Origin of the sequence: Bacteroides sp. HF-162 (assembly GCF_015679285.1) — a bacterium.
GTDB classification, from domain to species: domain Bacteria; phylum Bacteroidota; class Bacteroidia; order Bacteroidales; family Bacteroidaceae; genus Bacteroides; species Bacteroides uniformis.
Genome location: NZ_CP064937.1, coordinates 1,399,559 through 1,418,990, shown reverse-complemented (window position 1 = coordinate 1,418,990; position 19,432 = coordinate 1,399,559). Strand labels below are relative to the sequence as shown.

Below are 19,432 nucleotides of genomic sequence, written 5' to 3'. Positions count from 1 at the left end.
AGAGGATGCAAATACAGCTCTACAGAAACAAATCACAAGCTGGCTTCTCTGGATGCTGTAGACAAAAATATTGCAGATCTGAAGACGGAATTACAGAAAGATTTCATCTCCGATGTAGATTTGAAGGAACTCGCAACTAAGGTTGAAAAATTGAGCGTAGAAGTGATGACCTTGATTGGTCATCGTTTGACAAGTCTCACATTGATTCCGACTACATACATCAATGGTATTCCTTCTATTGAATTACTGTCATTGCAGTATACTCCGCAGGTTTATACTGCTGTAACAGGCCATCAAGACAATGCGAACCCGAGAGATCACGGGCAACTTCGCCCTGTTTTGGACCACAAACCAGTAGCTAATGCCAAATCCCTTAATATCTCTACAGAAAAGAACAAGGTTAGCTACAAAATGAGTCCAAGCATCGGTGTATTGAAAGATGATATTAAACTCTCGCAGTTCGAAGGCATCAAATCTCAGAATGTAACCAAGTCTACTCCTGGAGTCTTGGAGAATGCACTTATCGAAGTAGTAGATTATAGTGTAGATGGTGGCATTTTGACTATACAATACAAGGAGAACAAGGGATATCTGAATGAAAAAATCAGTACATATGGCTCTGCACATGGAGAAGGTAAGCTTGAAACATTCTGGATGGCTTCTCTGCCCCCCCTATTGCTGACAAGAATCTGACAGATGAAGAAGAAAAGGCCGGTAAAGAAGTGTATGTAAGTTCTGAATACAGCCGTATCGAAGAATCTATAGTATTCCCTTATTTGGCTAACAAGCATATTGACTTCTCAAAAATATCTGGCAATTTTGCTGACGAAGAACAAAATGGCAAATATGTTCACTATCATGACTCTATTTGCTTGTACAAATCAGGAAATGAAGAGCTGGTAGACGTTAAGCAAGCGTATGACGAACCGCTTGATTTGAGAACACTGGTAACAGTATGCTATACTTATGCAGAAGACGAACATGGTAGCCACAAGGAATTGAGCAACTACCCCGACTATGGTCTGGAGTTCCGTTTTGCTTTGGCAAAAGCCAAGTATCTGCAGGGTGACCGGAAGACAGACGAACAAGAATTCGGCCGTATCTTGTCTGATGGTTATACTCTGAAGCCTGAAGTTTATGACGTAGAGTTGGGAGACAACGAATATTCCAAAACTTCTATCGGTCGTGAGCCTATCATTCGCGCTGAGTTGTGGGATAAGAACAATGGTAACATGATTGCAGTTCGCTACATTAAGATCTGTTGGACTGGTGAAAAGGATCAGACTATTGCTGCTATCACATTCCCGAACGACACTGTAACTTGTCATGACATGTTCCAGCAGCTGTTCTCTAAGGAAATGAACGAGAAGATCTATCATATGGTTAAGTTCGATAGTGGACAGAGTATGAGTAAAACTCAGTTCCATAACATCTACAAGGACATCGAAATCCTTGAACTTAGAAAAGATGGTAAGAAGATTGACCTCAGCACATTGGCAGAGTCTACAGATGCTTTGAATGACTGGGAAGAAGGAGCAAATAAAGTTGGTAAAGACGGCGGTGAACTCATCAATAATAACAAAGAACTTGTATTCGGTTTCTTACAGGATGCTGAGGACAATACTTCTTTCAACTTGGTTTGGCTATGAATCCGAAGACTGTTGGTACATTGGCTTACAATGCTGCAAACAAGACTTATGCTTCTACATTTGAAATTGATGTTAAGTACGTTGACGGAACTGGTTTGAATGATGACATCAAGCAGACAATTGTTGTTCCTGCACAGAAGTTTGCATACCAAGGTACTTTCTGGAAGAATGGTAAGGGTGAAGGTGTCTTCAATGTGAATCCGATTGTTTACACTACTGCAAATGACGGTGGAACACAGAAAGACCCGCATGTATATCCGGGTACTCCAGACGGTTGTGAGCTTAAAGACTATAGCCACATCGAAGCTGACTTGGTTAATGGCTTTGTATATAAACCGACCAAAGAAAAACCAGCCAACTTGGCCCAATTCATCCAGTATATTCGTGAGTGTGCAGAGGTTAAGTTTATCTTTGACGAAACACGTATGAAAGACCTGACTACTTATCCGCATTTGAAAGACTTTGTCACAAGCGATGACCAAACCCAATTGTGGTATAAGACTAAAGGTACAGCAAAAGACGAAGTTGTAGGTGACAACAGCAACATCGGTAGAACGGATGCAGGAATTAATGATTATATACAATCTAACGATTTGGCTGCCACTATCAATAACCTGATGGGTGCTGATGCTACAGAAAACAAAAAGAACTTGCCTTGGAATTATGATGAAAAATTAGGTAATAGCGTAAATGAATGCTCCAGTATCATCCGTCTCCACGAAAAAGATGACTTGAACGGTACTGATGCCGCCCTCAAGTTGATTGGCAAGGAAGTTCCTGTACAGCTAGTTGTTGCATACAATGACTTCAATGTTATTCCAGTTCAAGAATTTGAGGTACACTTCATCAACCCGTTGACTATTGACGGTTCTATCAGCGACAACTTCGTTGATGCTGAAATTGACGGTAGCTTCTTGAGCGTTGCCAAGAACTTCACATTCACTGACTGGAATAATAAGCCGGTAGCTGCTGCTGTAGCTGACAAGGCCACTGGTGATGAAGTTTATGCACATGCTTTGTATGACTACTATGCTGTGCGTGAAGTTAAGTTCTTGACTGATAAGACCACTACCAGCTTGGCTTGGAATGCTGCAACCAGCACTTATGAGCATAAGGAGGGTACTACTGACGGTAAGTTGCCGACCAATGCTTCGTTGAAGATGATGAACTGGGATGAGACAAAAGCTAAGTCTACTGCTACAGAAGCTAAAGCTGACCCGACTCACTTGGCATACTTCAACAACCATGGTACTCCGGTTAACGTTGACTACAACATGTTCCTGACTGTAAATGTCAACTACAAGTGGGGTGTATTGAGCAAGGATAACCTGAAAGTCATCGTTAAGAAGGCTGCCGGTACACCGAGTGCCAAATAATTAAGAAGAGATTCTTGATATAATTTAATAAAAGGGACGTCCTCTTGCAGGACGTCCTTTTTTTCAATCTTTCATTTATAAATATCAGATATGAAGAAAATACTATTCATTTTGACCGTGTCAGTTTCACTCATCTGCTTTTCTTCATGTAAGAAGTCAGCAGCTACACATCCTTTTCCAGGCAAATTCATCACTGAAACCGGTATCCAATTCAACCTTCGATCCGACTCCACCACCTTGATTCAATATGATGATTCCAGCTCTTACGAGGGTACATGGAGAGCCTATAATCAAGGAGACACATTAAAGTATGCCACTATTGAGTTTGCCGGTTACTTTAACTATTATTATCTGCGTAATGGTAAACTCTATCGCAATGAACATAATATGATACGTCAAGTTCTTGGTGAAGAAATTGAATATCAAGATTAAAACAGAAAATGGCTATTGCTATTCCTCTATTCTTTGGATGAGGAAAAGAATAGCCATTTCATATGATAGTTAACCACACACTTCTATTAATAATCATTTTATGATTATCATCTAATGATTATTGTGATATTTTCTATATATTTGCGTGTAAACTCAATAATCATATGAAAAATCCATTTGTTACGAACGGCTATGTGTCACCAGAATATTTCTGTGACAGAGAGAAAGAAACGGCTAAAATCGTCTCACTTTTGACGAATGAGAATAACATAGCCTTGATTTCCCCACGCAGATTAGGCAAAACAGACTTGTTGCGGCATTGTTTTGGACAGCCGGAAATCAAGGAGCATTATCACACTTTTATCATCGACATCTATGCCACAAGCTCTGTACGCGATTTTGTGAATGTTTTCGGCAAGGCTGTACTGGATGAATTACGTCCAAAAGGTAAATCCGTATGGAGTACCTTCCTGAATGTCCTGGCCTCTCTTCGCTCCGAAATAACATTCGACATGAATGGGCAGCCTACGTGGGGAATCGGTCTGGGAGCTATAACCAATCCCTCTGCAACATTGGATGAGATATTCTCCTATCTGAACAATGCCGGAAAACCATGCCTAATCGCCATCGATGAATTCCAGCAAATAACCAAATATGCAGACGATCCCAACATAGAAGCGGCATTACGGACACATATACAACGCTGTTCCAATGCCCACTTTGTCTTCTCCGGGTCCCATAGGCATCTGATGGGGGCAATGTTTACTTCTCCGACACGTCCATTCTATCAATCAGTTACATTGATAAACCTGCCTCCCATTTCTGTTGATAAATACGCGGAGTTCTGCCTTAAGCACTTTGAGCGGGCAAGCAAACTCTTAGATACATTGGTAGTAACAGAGTTATATGAACGCTTCAATGGTATAACTTCGTATATGCAGAAGGTTATGAACATTTTATTTTCCATGACCGGAACTGGAGAAATATGTATTCCCTCAATGATAGATACTGCCATTAACGACCTTCTAGACTTTTCTGCCGACACCTATGATGCCTTATTATATCAGATGCCCGAAAAGCAGCGTATTGTATTTATGGCAATAGCAGCAGAGGGAAAAGCTAAGGCTATCTCAAGTGGTGGCTTTGTACGTAAATACAAGTTGCAATCTGCAAGTTCTGTCTCTTCAGCTGTAAAAGGACTGCTAGAAAAAGACTTTATTACGTATGATAAAGGTATTTACCAGGTATATGATCAGTTCTTCCAACTTTGGTTGCAAAGGAACAAGCTTTAATGGTTTCTTTCTTGAATCTTATATTCATTCAATTTATTTGTAATTGCAGGGCAAACCATTTATAAATAATTTAGAAATGAGCAGAAATGAAATTACCTTACAAGAGATGTTCTCCTCAGTCATCGGGGAACTCCGGGAAAGCGGCAGGTGGGGGACGGCACACATCTACCAGTCAACGGTGAATGCATTCTCGGCATTCACCAAATGGCAACCGATGTCCATGTGCAAACTGAGCCCGACCGTACTGAAGAGATTCGAAAACTTCCTCAGGCAGAGGAATTGTAGTTGGAATACGGTATCCACCTATATTAAAGCAATACGTTCGGTTTACAACCAGGCGGTGGACAGAAAGCTGGTGCGATATGTACCCAGGCTGTTTGAGCATGTGTATACCGGCACACGGGCAGATAGGAAAAAGGCGCTCGAAGCTTTTGACATAGGCTCTTTGGTGCGGGAGACGGAGATGAGCCTGCAGACCGATAATTCTCCCAACACCCGACAGAAAACAAAAATTTTCTTTGTACTGATGTTTATGCTAAGAGGGATTCCTTTTGTGGACCTCGCCTATTTGCATAAGAGGGATTTACAAGGAAACACCTTGTCTTATAGGCGCAGGAAGACGGGACGGGCACTAACCGTGTCACTCACACCCGAAGCCATGCAGATGGTCAGGATGGTGGCGGACAGGAACCCCGACTCCCCCTATCTGTTTCCCATCCTGCAGAGCGAGGAAGGTACGGAAGCCGCATACCGGGAATACCAGTCGGCACTCAGGGCATTCAACCAGCGTTTGGCAATACTCAGGCAGTGTCTGGGAATGCAGTCGGCACTCAGCACCTATGCGGCGAGACATACCTGGGCCACAATGGCTTACCATTGCGAGATACACCCCGGAATCATATCGGAAGCCATGGGGCACTCCTCCATCACGGTGACGGAAACCTATCTGAAGCCTTTCAGCAACAGAAAAATTGACGAGGCCAATCAAAGGGTAATTTCTTTTGTAAGAAGTGGAGTGTGTACGGTGTAAAAGACGTTACTTCTTTTGATAGGATAGAATAGATTTGTCGCACATTTTCCGGAATCTTCAAACAGAGTTTTGAGGAACGGAATGGTGTTGTCTTTACGGAGCTCACATCGGTTCTATCAATATGCTGTTATTCAACCTTTTGAGCTGAAAATACACACTTCCATTTTTTGAAGGCCTCATTTCATTACTTTCCCATTGTCACTTTTCTGGACTTCCAATCCTCTTTCCAATATCCCAACGAACAGATTTTTACTATTCCAAACAAAACCGGTCTATTTTCTCCTTATTCCCTGATTATTAATGAAATTAACAAGATTTCATTACCTGCGAAGTAACGGAAAAAATCATATATAAAAATGTGAGGAAAAATACTGTAATCGTAGATTTTATTATTTTTCATTTTTTAAATTTATAAATTTAAAGTTTTCATTATGAACAAAAAGTTTTTAAGTGTAATCTTGTTTGGGGCCTTGATGACGGCTACTACAAGTACGTTCACGTCTTGCAAGGACTATGATGATGACATCGATAATTTGCAGGAGCAATTGGACAAAAAAGCTACAGCTGAAGACTTGAATAGCAAAGTAAGCGCATTGGAAAGTGAAATTGCTGCTGCTAAGTCAAGTGCAGAAGATGCAGCGAAAAAAGCTCAAGAAGCTTTAGATAAAGCTACAGGAGCTGGTACTGTTACAGATGCTGACTTGGAAGCTCTAAAAACTGATTTAGAAGCTAAAATAGCTAAGTTAGCAGCTTTAAAAGATGTTGAGGAACAAATTGCCAACCTTAAATCTGAACTGACCAATGCTATTGCAGGTAAAGCAAGTCAAGAAGAATTGAAGGCTCTTGCAGAAAAGGTGGCTAAATTACAAAATGAGGCATTAAATCTGATCGGCCGTCAATTGACTAGTTTAGTGTTTAAGCCTGATTTCTACTATCAAGGTATTGAAGCTATGTCTGCGTCTACATTTGCATATAATGCTTTGACATTGAAAGTTGTTAATGCTGATGCGGATTTTTCTAAAGATGCGGCAACAATTGCAGCTACGCTGTCTTATTTGACTCCAGGATTGACTGCAGATTATCACATGAATCCGTCTACTGTAGATATAAATAATATCGCAGAACTGACATTTATCTCCGATGATAAGAAATACACTAAAGCTGCAGGTGCAGTAGTGAAAGCTGAAGTTATTGGTAAAAGCTTAGCTCCAAACCAACCAGGTGTTTTGAGAGTAAAAGCAAAATTGACTGACGGTAACATTAAAGACATTGACAAAGATGGACTCGTAACAGTATTGGCTTTGCAAGCTCATTATAAAGATGCCAAAGTAGATACTATAATTACTTCTGATTACGCTGCTGTAAAAGCGCAAGAAATCAAAGATTTAGTATTGGCAAACGCAAAAGTACAACCTAATCATGCTGACGGAGAAGGTCACTTGTATACGACTGCTGCTGAAGCTATTCAGAATGAACCTCAAATTCAAGTTGCATGGAACAGCGAAGGTGTAGATGTTGCTGAATATATTCAAACACACTATACAACAACTACCAATAAAGATATCGCTTGGGATAAAAATGCAAATGAAGGTCTTGTTGAGAAAGATGGTTTCAAGTATATTTATGAATTGGTAGGTTATTTTGCCGGACAAAATGAGACTTCAGAAAGTGCCCATGCAAATTGGAAGGGTGCTATATTGAGACCTCAAATAACCAAAGGTGGTAAGCAACAGGCATTTGGTGCTGAACAAAGCAAAGCAACCATAGGTCGTATGCCGTTGATTCGTGTCATCTTGAAAGATACTGTACAGAACCAAAATGTAGCCGTTGGTTATATTAAAGCTGAAATTACAACAACTCCGGAAGAGAATGAAATTACTGTTATTGATCCGTTCAACTTTACTGAAGGATATACCGTTAATTGCTCTGAAGATAATTTGATTAAGAAATTAACTTGGGATCAAGTGGAAGAACAAATTTTAGCTAAACTTGATATTTCTAAGGAAGAGTTTGAAAATACTTACAAACTTGACGCTACGGATAGCGATGCAAAGCAATTCACTGGGGCAAGTGCAGATGCAGTAGAAGTTGCGAAGAAGATTGGGGTAGTTTCTAAAACAACTGCTGATACGGAAGGCCATATGACAGAAGTATTGCAGTGGACAATAGGAGCTAATGACGCTTATGAACTTTTCACAGAAAAAGCAAGTATAAATGCTGTCGTTCGTTTTGTTAAGGAGAATAGCAATAAAACTGCACACTATGTGTATGTAACATTCAACTGGACACCGAGTCCACGCAATGTTACTCCAGCTGGTACTATTGCCAATACTACAAAACTTGACTATGCTTGGTTTGCAAGTGGTAGTACAGAAGCTAAGAGCGGTTATGATGAAATCCATCAGAACGTAAAAGTACCCAATAAGGGTGAAGGCGCAGATAAGTGTACTTATGTAAATGACCTTTTGAATGTATTTGAAGGCAATAAGGTTACTATCAGTGGAGTAGATGCAGTTTATGCAGATTTCCAAGATAATAAATTAACTAAAACATTCCAGTTCGTTACTCCGCGCATAAAGGATGTTTATGGCGTTTCTAAACATAACAAGTACAGATTATCTGTTTCTACGGATGGATTAACTTTATCTGCAACTAAGTTGGAGAACAATCAACCAACCGGAGCTTCTCAAAAGATAGCAGTAATTAGCAATACTGCTGTGACATATCAAGAAACTGATTACGCAAAAGATATCTTGAACTATGCTGGTCGCACTGAAATGAAAGATGGTGAAACTCTTTGCGGTCGTGTTAAAGTTGTTGCAACAAACGAATGCAAAAAGGACTTGAAATTGAGCAATTATGAATTTGATGTGAAATTTATACGCCCTATTAATGTAACTTCTAAGGATAATGAAGGCTTGAAAGATGCTATTAATGACGGTGACAAGCTTGACTTCAGCAAGGTATTAGCATTTACGGACTGGCGTAATAACAAGGAACAAAATGAGTTCAGTCCGGAAGGATATAACTACTATATTTACTATGGAGTTGAGAAGATTGAAGTAGATGAAGCTAATATCACAACTAATTTGAATGGTGGAACATTGGGTGAAACGTTATTGAGCTCTAAGAGTAATAAGATTAAAATAACATATACTCCGTCTACAGAGCCTATTGATGGTACACATATGGGTATCCTGAACTATAAGAACAATGGTAATGAAGTTGGTAGCTACCAAATTCAAGTTCCTGTAAAAGTAACTTATAAATGGGGTGTTATTGAAGTTAATATTGTTATTGATGTTCACGGAACTGTCTAATCATTAGATTAAATAGAAATCTCCAATAGAAAGAGTGCCTTCAAAAGAGGGCACTCTTTTTAATCTATAAAGACGTCTACATATTGAAATTATGTGGTCAGTTCACTTGGAGTGAAGTGAAGAAGCTATTTCTCTTTCATTTTTTCGCTATATATTTTAATATAGCTCCAGCCTATTGATACCAATCATAATAATATGCCTCCAAAATCACCTAACAAAAGTAGATAAAAGAATGAAAACGATAAAGTCTTTAAGTATACTGTTGTATGTACTTGTTTTGATGACAGCTTGTAAACAAGAAAAGAAAAGAGTAGGAAGTATTGCCCCCAAAACATCCTCTATCATGGTACTCTCACAGCGAGATACAACAACTGTGACTGAGCTTGTAAACCGATTCATGACTTTAGCCCAAAATAAAGAGTATGCCGAAGCTGTAGCCATGCTATACAAAATGGATGCTAAAATTCCTAATCAAGCACCAGAACCTTTAGATAATGAAGACATGCAACATATTAAAACATTATTTGAACTCTTTCCTATCTATAGATATAAAATTGATAATATACAATTTAAAGAAGCTGAAGATAATGAAGTAAGATGCACCGTTTACTTTACCGAAACTAGAAAGACCAATTGGTACTTTAAACCAGTACGCTATCTAGGGAATTGGAAATTATGCATGAAAGATTCAGGAATGGGTGATAAAGCCATCTGATAAACTTTTCAATTCCCATCAAAGACGGCAGACAGCCTAGTCGCGAAGCCGCTACCCCACTCCACGATGATGCACCTGCCCCAGTAGATGTAATTATAGAAAAGTAATCAAAAACGCAAGAAAGGCCCTCCTTTTGTAGGAGAGCCTTTCTTATATTATATTCCACAAATCGTTTTACTACATTTAGAAAAGATACGCCGCAGACACCTGCCAAGTCTTATTCTTGGCACCGATGGCATCACCCGCATTCTTCCACGTAAATGAGTCGCCCATCGGGAGCTGATAGGTCACTCCAACCTGGAGATGCTTCAGCAGCTTCACACCGGCACCCAAATTAAGTGCCACTTGAGCCTTCTTACGGTCTACGTAGTCTTTCTTCTTAAAATCGAAGAAGAAATCGGGACCGGCTGCCACATAAATACCCAACAAACTACCCAAGCCAATGGTATATTTCAGATTTACGGGTACTTCCAGTCCTGTCTGCTTCACCTCGTCCTTGCCGCGCTGAGAGAACAGCAAAGCCCCATCGATACCCAAACCTACAATGGGAATGGTAAACTCAGCCATCGGACCAATAAAGAAACCGGTAGAATTATCCTTGTTTCCCTTATATCCGCCATCCCAATCTATTTTCGTCATATTCACACCACCCTTAACACCCCACTTCAATAGTTGGGCCTGGACAGGCATAGCCATAAGCATACAGCATACAGCTATCATGAAAGCACTAAAAATCTTTTTCATAATCAATTGTGTTTAATATTACGGGACAAATATATGCAAATTCTTCCTAAAGAAACAACATATGTCAGCATTTGTTCATTTACGAGAACAATGAATCACAAAACACATTACCTTTGCAACATAAATCAAGGAAAATGTCACGCTGACAAAATAAAAACTATGATAGAAATCAGAAAGACACTACCCACAGAACTGGAAGTCCTTATGGACATCTTTGAGCAGGCCAAGCGCATCATGCGGAAAGATGGCAACATGCACCAATGGACGGGCAACTATCCCTCCCGCGAACTCGTCATGGCAGACATCGAACAAGGCAACAGTTACGTATGCACCGACGATACCGGAGAAATCATCGGGACTTTCGCCTTTATCCGTGGAAACGACCCTACATATGCACATATCCACGAAGGAGAATGGCTGGAAAACACACAGCCTTACGGAGTCATCCACCGGCTGGCAAGCACAGAGCACAGCAAAGGAGTGGCCAATGCCTGCCTGCAATGGTGCTACGAACAAATCCCCAACCTACGTGCAGATACCCACCGGGACAACCGCATCCTGCAATACATACTGAAGAAACATGGTTTCCAGTATTGCGGCATCATTTTTCTGGCCAATGGGGACGAACGGCTGGCATTCCAGAAAACAGAACGATAGCTTACGCAAACTTCACCTTCAAGTCGTCCACTCCCATTCCCGTAAAATAATCCTCGATAAAGTCCCAACGCTGTTCATCCGTCAGTTTATCCGTTCCAAAGAAGAAGGAGAATAAAGCTATCTGTTCCTGGAATACCTGCTCGTTGGTGTCCAGAATCAGATTGCGGTAATCATCGCCAAGCGCAAGTTCCTGCAGAGTTTCGGGGTCATTGAAACGGACAAATACGCAAGGCGTACCGCCACCCTCCACACTGAACGAAAGGCAGTCGAGCATAGAAAGCAGATTAAGCAGCATATTCAAGTCCGAGAAAGGAGTGCAATAAAACACCAGGCGGTCTCCCTTACTGCCCACTATGCGTTGGCTGAACAGTTTTTGATAGCGCGACAAAAGCAAATCAAAACCTTTGGTCACCGTAAAAGAGAGTTCATTGGAATCCTTCTTTTTCACGCTGCTGATATAGCTTACACTGCGGCCTTCCTCCGTGCGACTCTCCAGCAGGGAACCGATAAAGCGTTTGGCAGAGCGCACGTCCATGCCATGCTCGGCAAAGACAGCCCGCAGTTCTTCTTCATCAAAACGTCCTTTCGACTTTATCAATGCCGTTTTCAGCATCGTTGTCAAGCTCTTGAACAAGGCATCCATCCGTTCACGGATGACGGAGGCATCTTCCTTCAACAGCACCTCATGCTTGCCTACAGACACGGCACGGGCTCCCTCCCACAACGTTCCATTATTCAGTTTCTGTTTGAACTCCTTGTAGCCAAGCTCCGGGAAACGCTCTTCCCAAAGCGCTTCCAGACGTGCGACGTAAACCCCGTCCTCCCCTTCTACCTTTGTCAGATAGCTCTGGAATTCACGGGCAAAGACATCACCCGTCTTGTCCTGGACATATCCTTCAGTCAACAGATTCTTGGGGCTGATTTCAAGCAGATGCCTTCCATAACGCTGCATCAAATCGTCTTCCAGCCAAAGCAAGGCGGTCTTGATGAGCTGTCCCAACTCTGCTTCATACTCCAACTTGTTCTTTGTACGCGGCAGTTTCACCACAAACTCGAAATCAGACAAAGACACCATGATTTCCGGTTTTTCCCCTTTCATGCGGTACACTTCCATGAGCTTTCTCAGAATAAGCACCAGCTGTTCCTGGGCAATGTTCCCCGTCTGATGCAGACGCTTCATATAATAGAAGTCACGCTCATGGTAGTCGGTAGCGGCAATACCCTGTATCTCCGTATCACGCGCGGCACGCCCTATCTCCTGAATATAGTCGACAAACGTACTGGATGGCGCCACATGATATACACGGTCTATATCACTGATATCTACTCCCATACCAAAGGCTTTCGTAGCCACAATCAGTTTCTTGGTTCCTTCCTTGAACTCCTGCACAATGGCAGCTTTCTGTTCCTTGTCCTTCTTGCCATAATAGGAGGCGACCAGACGCCAGTCTGCCGGCTTCACCCACGTCTTCAAGCGCATGTCGATGCCACCCGCAAAAGGATAATAGAGCAGTGTCTTGTGACCGTCCAGGAAGTTTTCGACCCGCGCAGCAACTACGCGCTGCTTTGCCTTGTCGTATGTCTCCCCGTCCTCCATCTCCATCTGACGGATGTCAAAGCCAATATTCCGGCGCTTCACCGTACCTACATAAAGCACACAAGGCTCCATCTGCAAAGAACGGATAGTCTCGAATATCATGTCAGTACCCCCTTTCGGGTTCCAGACAGCCGTAGCAGTCAATGCAAACAACGGGAAACTATAACCGAGAGTCTGTTTCAGCGTATTCAAGTAACGTCCCAAGAACCAATAGTCCACACGGAACTCCTTGCCCCATGTCGTTACCGTATGTGCCTCATCGACCACTACCAGACCGATGCGGCGTTCGCCTACAAAATGCTTGATGTCGTAAGAGAGAAGCAATTCCGGCGAGAGATAGAACAAATCAATCTCCCCCTCACGCACCTGCCGATAAACCTCCATCTTCTGTTCCGGCGATAAATCGGACGAGGCATATGCCACACGCATATACCCCAGTTCTTGCAGACTTTCCACCTGGTCTACAATCAACGCCTTCAAAGGGGAGACCACGATGGTAAGCAGATTATATTCTTTCCCCAGATAGATAGCAGGAAGCTGGAACAACATGGATTTTCCGGAACCGGTAGGGGCAGTCAACAATATATTGTCTATCTTCGTTTCACCTTTCCAAGCCTCTTCAGCCTCCAGTATAACGTTCTCTATCAGCTGTCCCTGCGAAATGCAAAGCTTTTCCTTTCCCTTGAACAAATCATCGTAAATCTCAAGATTACGAAACTGTTCGTAGCCGTAAGTCTCCTTTAAAATCGTGTTCACGGCTTCGCGGCAGTTTTCAGGCAGATGCCTTTCCTTCAAATCCGGCAACCGACATGTTGTTGCTTCTTGTACATCCATTATTATTGTAGGGGGGATTAAAAGAAAAGAAGTAATTCTTCAACCATAGTTATCGGTCTTGGAATTACTTCTCCCTATGTTTCAAAATATTACCAGACATACCGGTAAGTTTTTTCTTTTAAAGCGTATCAATATTCCTCCTCGTTGAAGAAAAAGTCCTCTTTGCTGGGATAATCGGGCCAAATATCTTCTATGCTTTCATAAATCTCGCCTTCATCTTCCATTTCCTGCAGATTCTCAATCACTTCAAGCGGAGCACCCGAACGCATGGCATAATCTATCAATTCATCCTTAGTTGCCGGCCAAGGAGCATCTTCCAGTTTAGATGCTAATTCCAATGTCCAATACATAGTCTCTAGTATTAAAATTGTGAATATTAAGTCCTATTTCTATTTTTCGGCAAAAGTATAACAATTTATTTCACTTGCAACTATTATTCCAAAATATTTCACCTTTTTTGTCGTCTTGATTCATTTTACGGGAAAGGACGAACAAATAATCAGACAAGCGGTTCACGTAAGCCAGTAATTCCGAAGCGATTTCCACCTGCTCGGCCAAAGCAAGAATCCGACGCTCTGCACGGCGGCAAACCGTACGACAAACGTGACAAACTGCCGCACCGCGACTTCCACCGGGAAGAATAAAAGCCGATAGAGGGGGCAAAAGAGTATCCAAACGGTCTATCTCCCGCTCCACCATTTCCACTTGCTCCGGGCCGATGATACTGGCTTCTTTCAGCTCCATTTTCTCCCGGTCTGTGGCCAGATGAGAGCCTACGGCAAAAAGTCTGTCTTGTACTTGCTGCAGAAAATCCTTATCCTTCCCGTCAGGCAGGTACGTGATGAGAAGACCCAGATTGGAATTCAGTTCATCCACCGTACCATACGCCTCAAGGCGGATATGGGTTTTGGGTACACGGGTTCCACCTACAAGAGAGGTGGTTCCTTTATCTCCGGTTTTAGTGTATATCTTCATAAGGAATTAATGTTTAGGGGTTAGGGATTAATGTTTAGCAGCCAGTAAGTGGAGCTAAGCACTAATCACTAACCGCTAATCACTATTGAAACGCCTAAAGATAATCAAAAGTTGACAATATAGTCTTGTTTTATCTTTGTTTTATCGAAGAATAGGATACCAAGGTCATAAAGGTCGAACGTAATACCCGCCCGCCCGTCCTGCTTCATACGTTTCCAGAGGGCAGACATCTGCGGAGTGTAACGGATACCCTCAATCACAAAAACAGACTTTCCCCTGGTACGGGCGGAACAGATGCGGAAGACCTCCTCTACAAAACCGGGACGACGATAATCGTGCAAATAAAGAAAATCAACGGGAACGCCACTCTCCAGAAAGAGCTCGGAAAGGTCGGAAGCCGAGGTATAATCCGCCCCCTCCTTCCCCGCTTTCAGATAGAGGGCAGAAGCGGCAAGCGTACCGGCATCTACAATGGTCTCCGGCTGGGTATAGTTTACCAGACGGAACAGAAGACGTTTTACTTTCTTCGATTCGTACTTCCAACGTCTATCTTTCTCCAGCTCCAGTTGCTTCTGTGCCTTGGCCAGCTCTTCATATTTATAATAAGCCGTACTTTCGTAAATTACATGCGTAATTAGGTTAAAGGCAAAAGGAGAATGTACACCGTAGCCGCAACGGTGCCGAAAACGGTACAGCCAGATAAAAGGCCGTTTTAGAGTAAGCAAAATATGATTCATTATTTTAATGTGCTAATGTACCTTCGAAAGTCACCCCTTCACCCGAAGAATAATTCTCCGTAACAGTCAGGAGTACCTTGTTATCCTCAAAGCGGAGCGTAAGCCCAAGGGCGCTTATCCAGCTGACATAATGTACTTTCAGTTGCAAAGCATCAGGTGACGCCCACGCATAACTGCCTGCTACCTGGAAAGGGCCTTCTATACCCTTAAAACGCCCCTTTGCAGCAACCGAATACGGAGGATAGCCATCAATTGCCGCTTTCGACCATTGCTTATAGCCAAACGGAAGACTGTATGTCTTTCCGTCTTTCTCCACCACAGTCATCACCACTTCTTGCTGCTTAAATTGCAGCTCGATGGATTGCCATCCGTATTTGTTCTCTCCGAGCAGGATGCGCTTGCCTGCGTATTTCTGTGAAAGGGAGGAAGCAGCCTTTCCTTGCACTAACGGCAGTTGATAAGAACGCTGTTTCTTCTGCAGGCGCTTGTAGTCCTTACCGGGCACTAATGCCTGGTCACCTGTCTCCGGCAACAAGCGGTTCCAGACCAAACGACGCTGCCGACGACCGTCTATCAATGTACATTCGGTAATGACCACTACCATATCCTTATCCGGAACAATCAGAATGTATTGTCCCAAAGCCCCGTCAGCACGTACAGCACCCGGATATTCGCAAAGCCACATCTGATAGCCATAATCTCCTATCTGTCTGGTCATCATCTGCTCCACCCAGGAAGCCGGAAGCAACTGCCTGCCTTCCCAAACACCCCGGTTCAGCAGCAGCAATCCGAATTTTGCCAATGACTCGCTCTGGATATGCAGCCCCCAGCCACCGGTATTGATGCCTTCGGGGCTTAGTTCCCACGCAACGTCCGTGATATGCATTGGGATGAAAAGCTTCTGCTTCAGATAATCCAGCAAGGTCATGCCCGTCACCTTCTGCACAATGGCAGAAAGCATATAGGTACTAATCGAATCATATTCAAACTTCTTGCCCGGAGTTTTCACCGGTTTGGCAAGGAAGGTACGTATCCAGTCGGGAGTGAGATTGCGCATATTCCAGTCGGGAGTGACACCCGATGTCATGGTAAGCAGGTCGCGGACAGTCATGTCTGCCAGATTAGCGGAAACCGAATCCGGAAGAAGCTCCGGGAAGAAAGCACCGACACGGTCTGTCAAGCGCAAGCGGTTGTCTGCAATGGCCAGCCCTACGGCAGCCCCGACAAAGGTCTTGGAGCAGGAATACATGGTATGGCGATATTCCGGTGCGAACGGAGCCGGATAGATTTCTCCGATGACCTTGCCGTGACGCACCACCACCACGCTGTGGATGTCTGTTTTCGGCAATGCCATCAGTGAATCAAACAAGGCAGTGACAGCCTTGGAAGGGACTCCTTCTGCCTCGGGTGTGGAACGTGGCAACTCATTGATTTGTGCATGAACTGCCAACGTTCCCAGCAAGCCGAGAAACAAGAAGAAAAAACGTACTCTATTTTTCATAATTATCTAAGATATTTGTTCTACATGCACTGCAAATGTACAGTATTCGGACGCGAAAGACAAATAACTTGATAATTTTGTCGGAGGGGAACGTTCCTATAAGAAATGTATGGTCACCGCCTCTCCCTTGTTCAAATCCAACGGAAATACCGGTTCTTTGTAAGTATGCGTACGTCCTCCTATCTTCACTTGGGCACGGACGGCGCCTGTGGGCATCTTTAGGATGAATTTACCCGGAACAAGAGCGGTAACAACAGCCCTCGTTGCCCGTCCATCCTTCCAGTCCAGGTCTATGGAAGCACCGCCACGTACGCGCATTCCACGGAAGTTGCCGGTAGTCCAGCTATCCGGCAGGGCAGGAAGCAGATGGATAAAGCCTTCATGACTTTGCAGCAGCATTTCGCCGACTCCCGCCGCGCCACCGTAGTTGCCATCAATCTGAAAAGGAGGATGCGAACAGAACAAATTAGGGAAAGTGCCGCTACCATGACCTCCCGTCGCAGTATCGACAGCAGGATGCAGCAAACTCTTGAAGAGTTTCCAAGCACGGTTTCCGTCGCCCAAACGAGCCCAGAAGTTTATCTTCCAAGCACGGCTCCAACCGGTACCCTCATCTCCACGACGGTTCAAGGTCATCCGGCAGGCTTCGGCAAGCTCAGGGGTGGACTCCGGCGAAATCAGGTTTCCCGGATGCAAGCCGTAGAGATGGGAAACGTGGCGGTGTTGCACATCCACTTCCTTATAGTCTTCCAGCCATTCCTGCAAGTATCCTTCCTTACTGATTTGCATGGGCGGAAACTTCTTCAGGTCTGCCTCAAGCTTCGCCACATAGTCCGCATCACAATCCAGCAGGCGGGCGGCGGTAATGACATTGGTATAAAGCTCGGTAAGCAGTTGCACATCCATAGTGGGACCCATACAAATGCTGACGGGAGTCACGCTGTCACCCGGCACATAGAAGCTGTTTTCCGGAGAAGAAGTGGGAGCAGTTACCAGCCAGCCATGCGAAGGCTCCTGCACGGTGGTGGAACTAAAGAACCGGGCGGCACCTTTCAAGACGGGATAGATACGACGCAGATAATTCTTGTCCTGCGTATACAGATAGTGTTCCCACAAATGGGCACACAACCAAGCGCCACCGGTATTGGTAGCTCCCCAGGAGGGGTGTTCACCGGGAGCGGTATAATTCCATACGTTGGTCATCATGTGGAGTACCCAGCCATCTGCCTCATCGCCATAGAAAGTATGCGCACTTGCTTCTCCCGAAGGGACAAGGCGCTCCATCAACGTTGTCAACGGTTGATAGAGTTCGGAAAGACCGGCTTGTTCCAAAGGCCAGTGGTTCATCTGGATATTGATGTTCGTATGATAGTCCCCGTTCCAAGGAGTCGATACTCCATTTGCCCAGAGTCCTTGCAGATTGGGCGGCAGACTGCCGGGGCGTGTACTGCTGATGAGCAGATAGCGTCCGTAGTTATAGTACAAAGCAGCCAATGCCGGCGACTCCTGCTGTGTGAAGCGGAGGATGCGCTCGTTCGTCGGGAGCGTATCATCCGGCGTGGCAGGAAGCGTCAAGGAAACACGGTCGTAGAGGAAACGGTGGGCAGTGACATGGTTGGATAATGAAGAATGGAAAATGGAACATGGAGAATTAGCGGGGGTGGTGAAAGGACGGAGCAAGCTGTCGCAGACTTCCGCATAGCGTTCGCCCGGGAAGTCTGTACCGGCAGCGGCATAGGAGGTAGTGGCAGAAAGTATCAACCAGGCTTCCTGCCCGTTCTTCAAGCAGATACCATTTCCCGGGCTGACAGATGATTCACCACCGTTCTGCACGAGTTGCATCGCCACACGGTATTTCATACCGTCCAAACCGGGTTTACCGCTTTCCAACATGCCGTCCATCAAAAGGGTGTTCCCTTGGACAGTCACCAGGCTATGTTCTGCACGGCTCAAACGGGCAGAGAAGTTCAGAGTCCCTTCATGTCCGGCAACCAGATGAATCAGCATGACATCACGGTCACGGGAAACAAAATACTCACGGCGGTAATCGACATCTTCCAGCCTGAAAGCCGTGTATGCCACCGCATCGCGTAAGTTGAGCCAACGGCGATAGTTGTTTAATGGAGAATTGAGAATGGATAATGAAGAATTGTAGGTAAAATCTATATCCAAATCACCCAATACCTGATAGGTTCCATATCTCCCGTCAGTCTCCTGCTTCTTCGGAACAAAACTGCTGTACATCAGTTCCTGTGCCTCTCGGTTCTTTCCCTCAAACAACAGTTGCCGAATGGCAGGCAGACTCTTCGAGGCATCCGGATTGCTATAATCCGCCTCCATTCCGCTCCATAATGAAATTTCATTCAGCACAATGTGCTCACGGAGAATGCCTCCGTCGGGCATCATGCCCAAGCGTCCGTTACCCAAAGGAAGAGTCTCCTCCCAGATAGCGGCGGGCGATGTATAGTATAGCTGATGATTACAACTGTCGGCAGGCGCATCGGCTGCACGAAGCAGCAACGAGGCTGCAAGCAGAAATAGAGTGGCAAGTGTCTTCATATTGTTTTTTGATT

Annotated in this window: 16 protein-coding genes; 9 read left to right on the top strand and 7 right to left on the bottom strand. The window is 44.1% G+C overall.

Features of this window, described 5'->3' with window-relative positions; translation table 11 throughout:
* Positions 1-201: 201 nt before the first annotated feature.
* The 8 genes from ITJ87_RS18640 to ITJ87_RS05415 all read left to right on the top strand — a co-directional run bounded on the left by ITJ87_RS18640 (position 202) and on the right by ITJ87_RS05415 (position 9,814).
* Positions 202-693 (top strand): hypothetical protein, encoded by a 492-nt coding sequence (locus ITJ87_RS18640; protein WP_229135098.1) that lies wholly within the window; start codon positions 202-204, stop codon positions 691-693.
* 29 nt (positions 694-722) lie between these two features.
* Positions 723-1,649 carry a hypothetical protein gene (locus ITJ87_RS18635; protein WP_227201673.1) on the top strand — a complete coding sequence of 309 codons (927 nt, stop codon included), beginning with the start codon at positions 723-725 and terminating at the stop codon, positions 1,647-1,649.
* On the top strand, positions 1,646-3,025 hold the full coding sequence (locus ITJ87_RS18630) for a hypothetical protein (protein ID WP_227186450.1): 1,380 nt from the start codon (positions 1,646-1,648) through the stop codon (positions 3,023-3,025). Before ITJ87_RS18635 ends, ITJ87_RS18630 begins: the two co-directional genes overlap by 4 nt.
* Positions 3,026-3,115: 90 nt before the next feature.
* A complete protein-coding gene (locus ITJ87_RS05435) occupies positions 3,116-3,457 on the top strand; it encodes a hypothetical protein (protein WP_117601698.1) in 342 nt (113 codons plus the stop codon).
* A 164-nt stretch (positions 3,458-3,621) separates the two neighbouring features.
* Positions 3,622-4,749 carry an ATP-binding protein gene (locus ITJ87_RS05430; RefSeq protein WP_117601697.1) on the top strand — a complete coding sequence of 376 codons (1,128 nt, stop codon included), beginning with the start codon at positions 3,622-3,624 and terminating at the stop codon, positions 4,747-4,749.
* Between the two features lie 76 nt (positions 4,750-4,825).
* Entirely contained in the window at positions 4,826-5,779 is a 954-nt protein-coding gene (locus ITJ87_RS05425) for a site-specific integrase (RefSeq protein ID WP_195690932.1), read from the top strand.
* A 431-nt stretch (positions 5,780-6,210) separates the two neighbouring features.
* Positions 6,211-9,099 carry a hypothetical protein gene (locus ITJ87_RS05420; RefSeq protein ID WP_118696460.1) on the top strand — a complete coding sequence of 963 codons (2,889 nt, stop codon included), beginning with the start codon at positions 6,211-6,213 and terminating at the stop codon, positions 9,097-9,099.
* Positions 9,100-9,331: 232 nt separating this feature from the next.
* Positions 9,332-9,814: a hypothetical protein gene (locus tag ITJ87_RS05415; RefSeq protein WP_117964242.1), complete on the top strand. Its 483-nt coding sequence runs from the start codon at positions 9,332-9,334 to the stop codon at positions 9,812-9,814.
* Positions 9,815-9,997: 183 nt separating this feature from the next.
* On the opposite strand, the gene ITJ87_RS05410 is transcribed toward ITJ87_RS05415, so the two are convergent.
* Positions 9,998-10,558 (bottom strand): porin family protein, encoded by a 561-nt coding sequence (locus tag ITJ87_RS05410; RefSeq protein ID WP_117964243.1) that lies wholly within the window; start codon positions 10,556-10,558, stop codon positions 9,998-10,000.
* 159 nt (positions 10,559-10,717) lie between these two features.
* Between ITJ87_RS05410 and ITJ87_RS05405 the strand changes: the two genes are divergently transcribed.
* Complete coding sequence (locus ITJ87_RS05405) at positions 10,718-11,215, top strand: GNAT family N-acetyltransferase (protein ID WP_117964244.1); 498 nt, start codon at positions 10,718-10,720, stop codon at positions 11,213-11,215.
* A 1-nt stretch (position 11,216) separates the two neighbouring features.
* On the opposite strand, the gene ITJ87_RS05400 is transcribed toward ITJ87_RS05405, so the two are convergent.
* From ITJ87_RS05400 to ITJ87_RS05375, 6 genes are all read right to left on the bottom strand, one after another.
* Positions 11,217-13,646 (bottom strand): DEAD/DEAH box helicase, encoded by a 2,430-nt coding sequence (locus ITJ87_RS05400; protein ID WP_117964245.1) that lies wholly within the window; start codon positions 13,644-13,646, stop codon positions 11,217-11,219.
* 128 nt (positions 13,647-13,774) lie between these two features.
* Positions 13,775-13,996, bottom strand: coding sequence for a DUF2795 domain-containing protein (locus ITJ87_RS05395; RefSeq protein WP_002558131.1), 222 nt, complete (start codon positions 13,994-13,996; stop codon positions 13,775-13,777).
* A gap of 70 nt (positions 13,997-14,066) precedes the next feature.
* On the bottom strand, positions 14,067-14,621 hold the full coding sequence (locus ITJ87_RS05390; RefSeq protein ID WP_117964246.1) for a cob(I)yrinic acid a,c-diamide adenosyltransferase: 555 nt from the start codon (positions 14,619-14,621) through the stop codon (positions 14,067-14,069).
* 104 nt (positions 14,622-14,725) lie between these two features.
* Positions 14,726-15,358 (bottom strand): hypothetical protein, encoded by a 633-nt coding sequence (locus ITJ87_RS05385; RefSeq protein ID WP_117964247.1) that lies wholly within the window; start codon positions 15,356-15,358, stop codon positions 14,726-14,728.
* Positions 15,359-15,362: 4 nt separating this feature from the next.
* Positions 15,363-16,859: a 3-succinylated cholic acid synthase gene (gene bas-suc / locus ITJ87_RS05380; protein ID WP_117964248.1), complete on the bottom strand. Its 1,497-nt coding sequence runs from the start codon at positions 16,857-16,859 to the stop codon at positions 15,363-15,365.
* Positions 16,860-16,955: 96 nt separating this feature from the next.
* Positions 16,956-19,418 (bottom strand): glycoside hydrolase N-terminal domain-containing protein, encoded by a 2,463-nt coding sequence (locus ITJ87_RS05375; RefSeq protein ID WP_117964249.1) that lies wholly within the window; start codon positions 19,416-19,418, stop codon positions 16,956-16,958.
* Positions 19,419-19,432: the final 14 nt, after the last annotated feature.

Bases quoted from the DNA above. Each gene is read 5' to 3' on its own strand.
- ITJ87_RS05410 (WP_117964243.1), bottom strand. From the start codon at position 10,558: ATGAAAAAGATTTTTAGTGCTTTCATGATAGCTGTATGCTGTATGCTT.
- ITJ87_RS05415 (WP_117964242.1), top strand. From the start codon at position 9,332: ATGAAAACGATAAAGTCTTTAAGTATACTGTTGTATGTACTTGTTTTG.
- ITJ87_RS05395 (WP_002558131.1), bottom strand. From the start codon at position 13,996: ATGTATTGGACATTGGAATTAGCATCTAAACTGGAAGATGCTCCTTGG.
- ITJ87_RS05400 (WP_117964245.1), bottom strand. From the start codon at position 13,646: ATGGATGTACAAGAAGCAACAACATGTCGGTTGCCGGATTTGAAGGAA.
- ITJ87_RS05435 (WP_117601698.1), top strand. From the start codon at position 3,116: ATGAAGAAAATACTATTCATTTTGACCGTGTCAGTTTCACTCATCTGC.
- ITJ87_RS05405 (WP_117964244.1), top strand. From the start codon at position 10,718: ATGATAGAAATCAGAAAGACACTACCCACAGAACTGGAAGTCCTTATG.
- ITJ87_RS05425 (WP_195690932.1), top strand. From the start codon at position 4,826: ATGAGCAGAAATGAAATTACCTTACAAGAGATGTTCTCCTCAGTCATC.
- ITJ87_RS05385 (WP_117964247.1), bottom strand. From the start codon at position 15,358: ATGAATCATATTTTGCTTACTCTAAAACGGCCTTTTATCTGGCTGTAC.
- ITJ87_RS05375 (WP_117964249.1), bottom strand. From the start codon at position 19,418: ATGAAGACACTTGCCACTCTATTTCTGCTTGCAGCCTCGTTGCTGCTT.
- bas-suc (WP_117964248.1), bottom strand. From the start codon at position 16,859: ATGAAAAATAGAGTACGTTTTTTCTTCTTGTTTCTCGGCTTGCTGGGA.
- ITJ87_RS05390 (WP_117964246.1), bottom strand. From the start codon at position 14,621: ATGAAGATATACACTAAAACCGGAGATAAAGGAACCACCTCTCTTGTA.
- ITJ87_RS18630 (WP_227186450.1), top strand. From the start codon at position 1,646: ATGAATCCGAAGACTGTTGGTACATTGGCTTACAATGCTGCAAACAAG.
- ITJ87_RS05420 (WP_118696460.1), top strand. From the start codon at position 6,211: ATGAACAAAAAGTTTTTAAGTGTAATCTTGTTTGGGGCCTTGATGACG.
- ITJ87_RS05430 (WP_117601697.1), top strand. From the start codon at position 3,622: ATGAAAAATCCATTTGTTACGAACGGCTATGTGTCACCAGAATATTTC.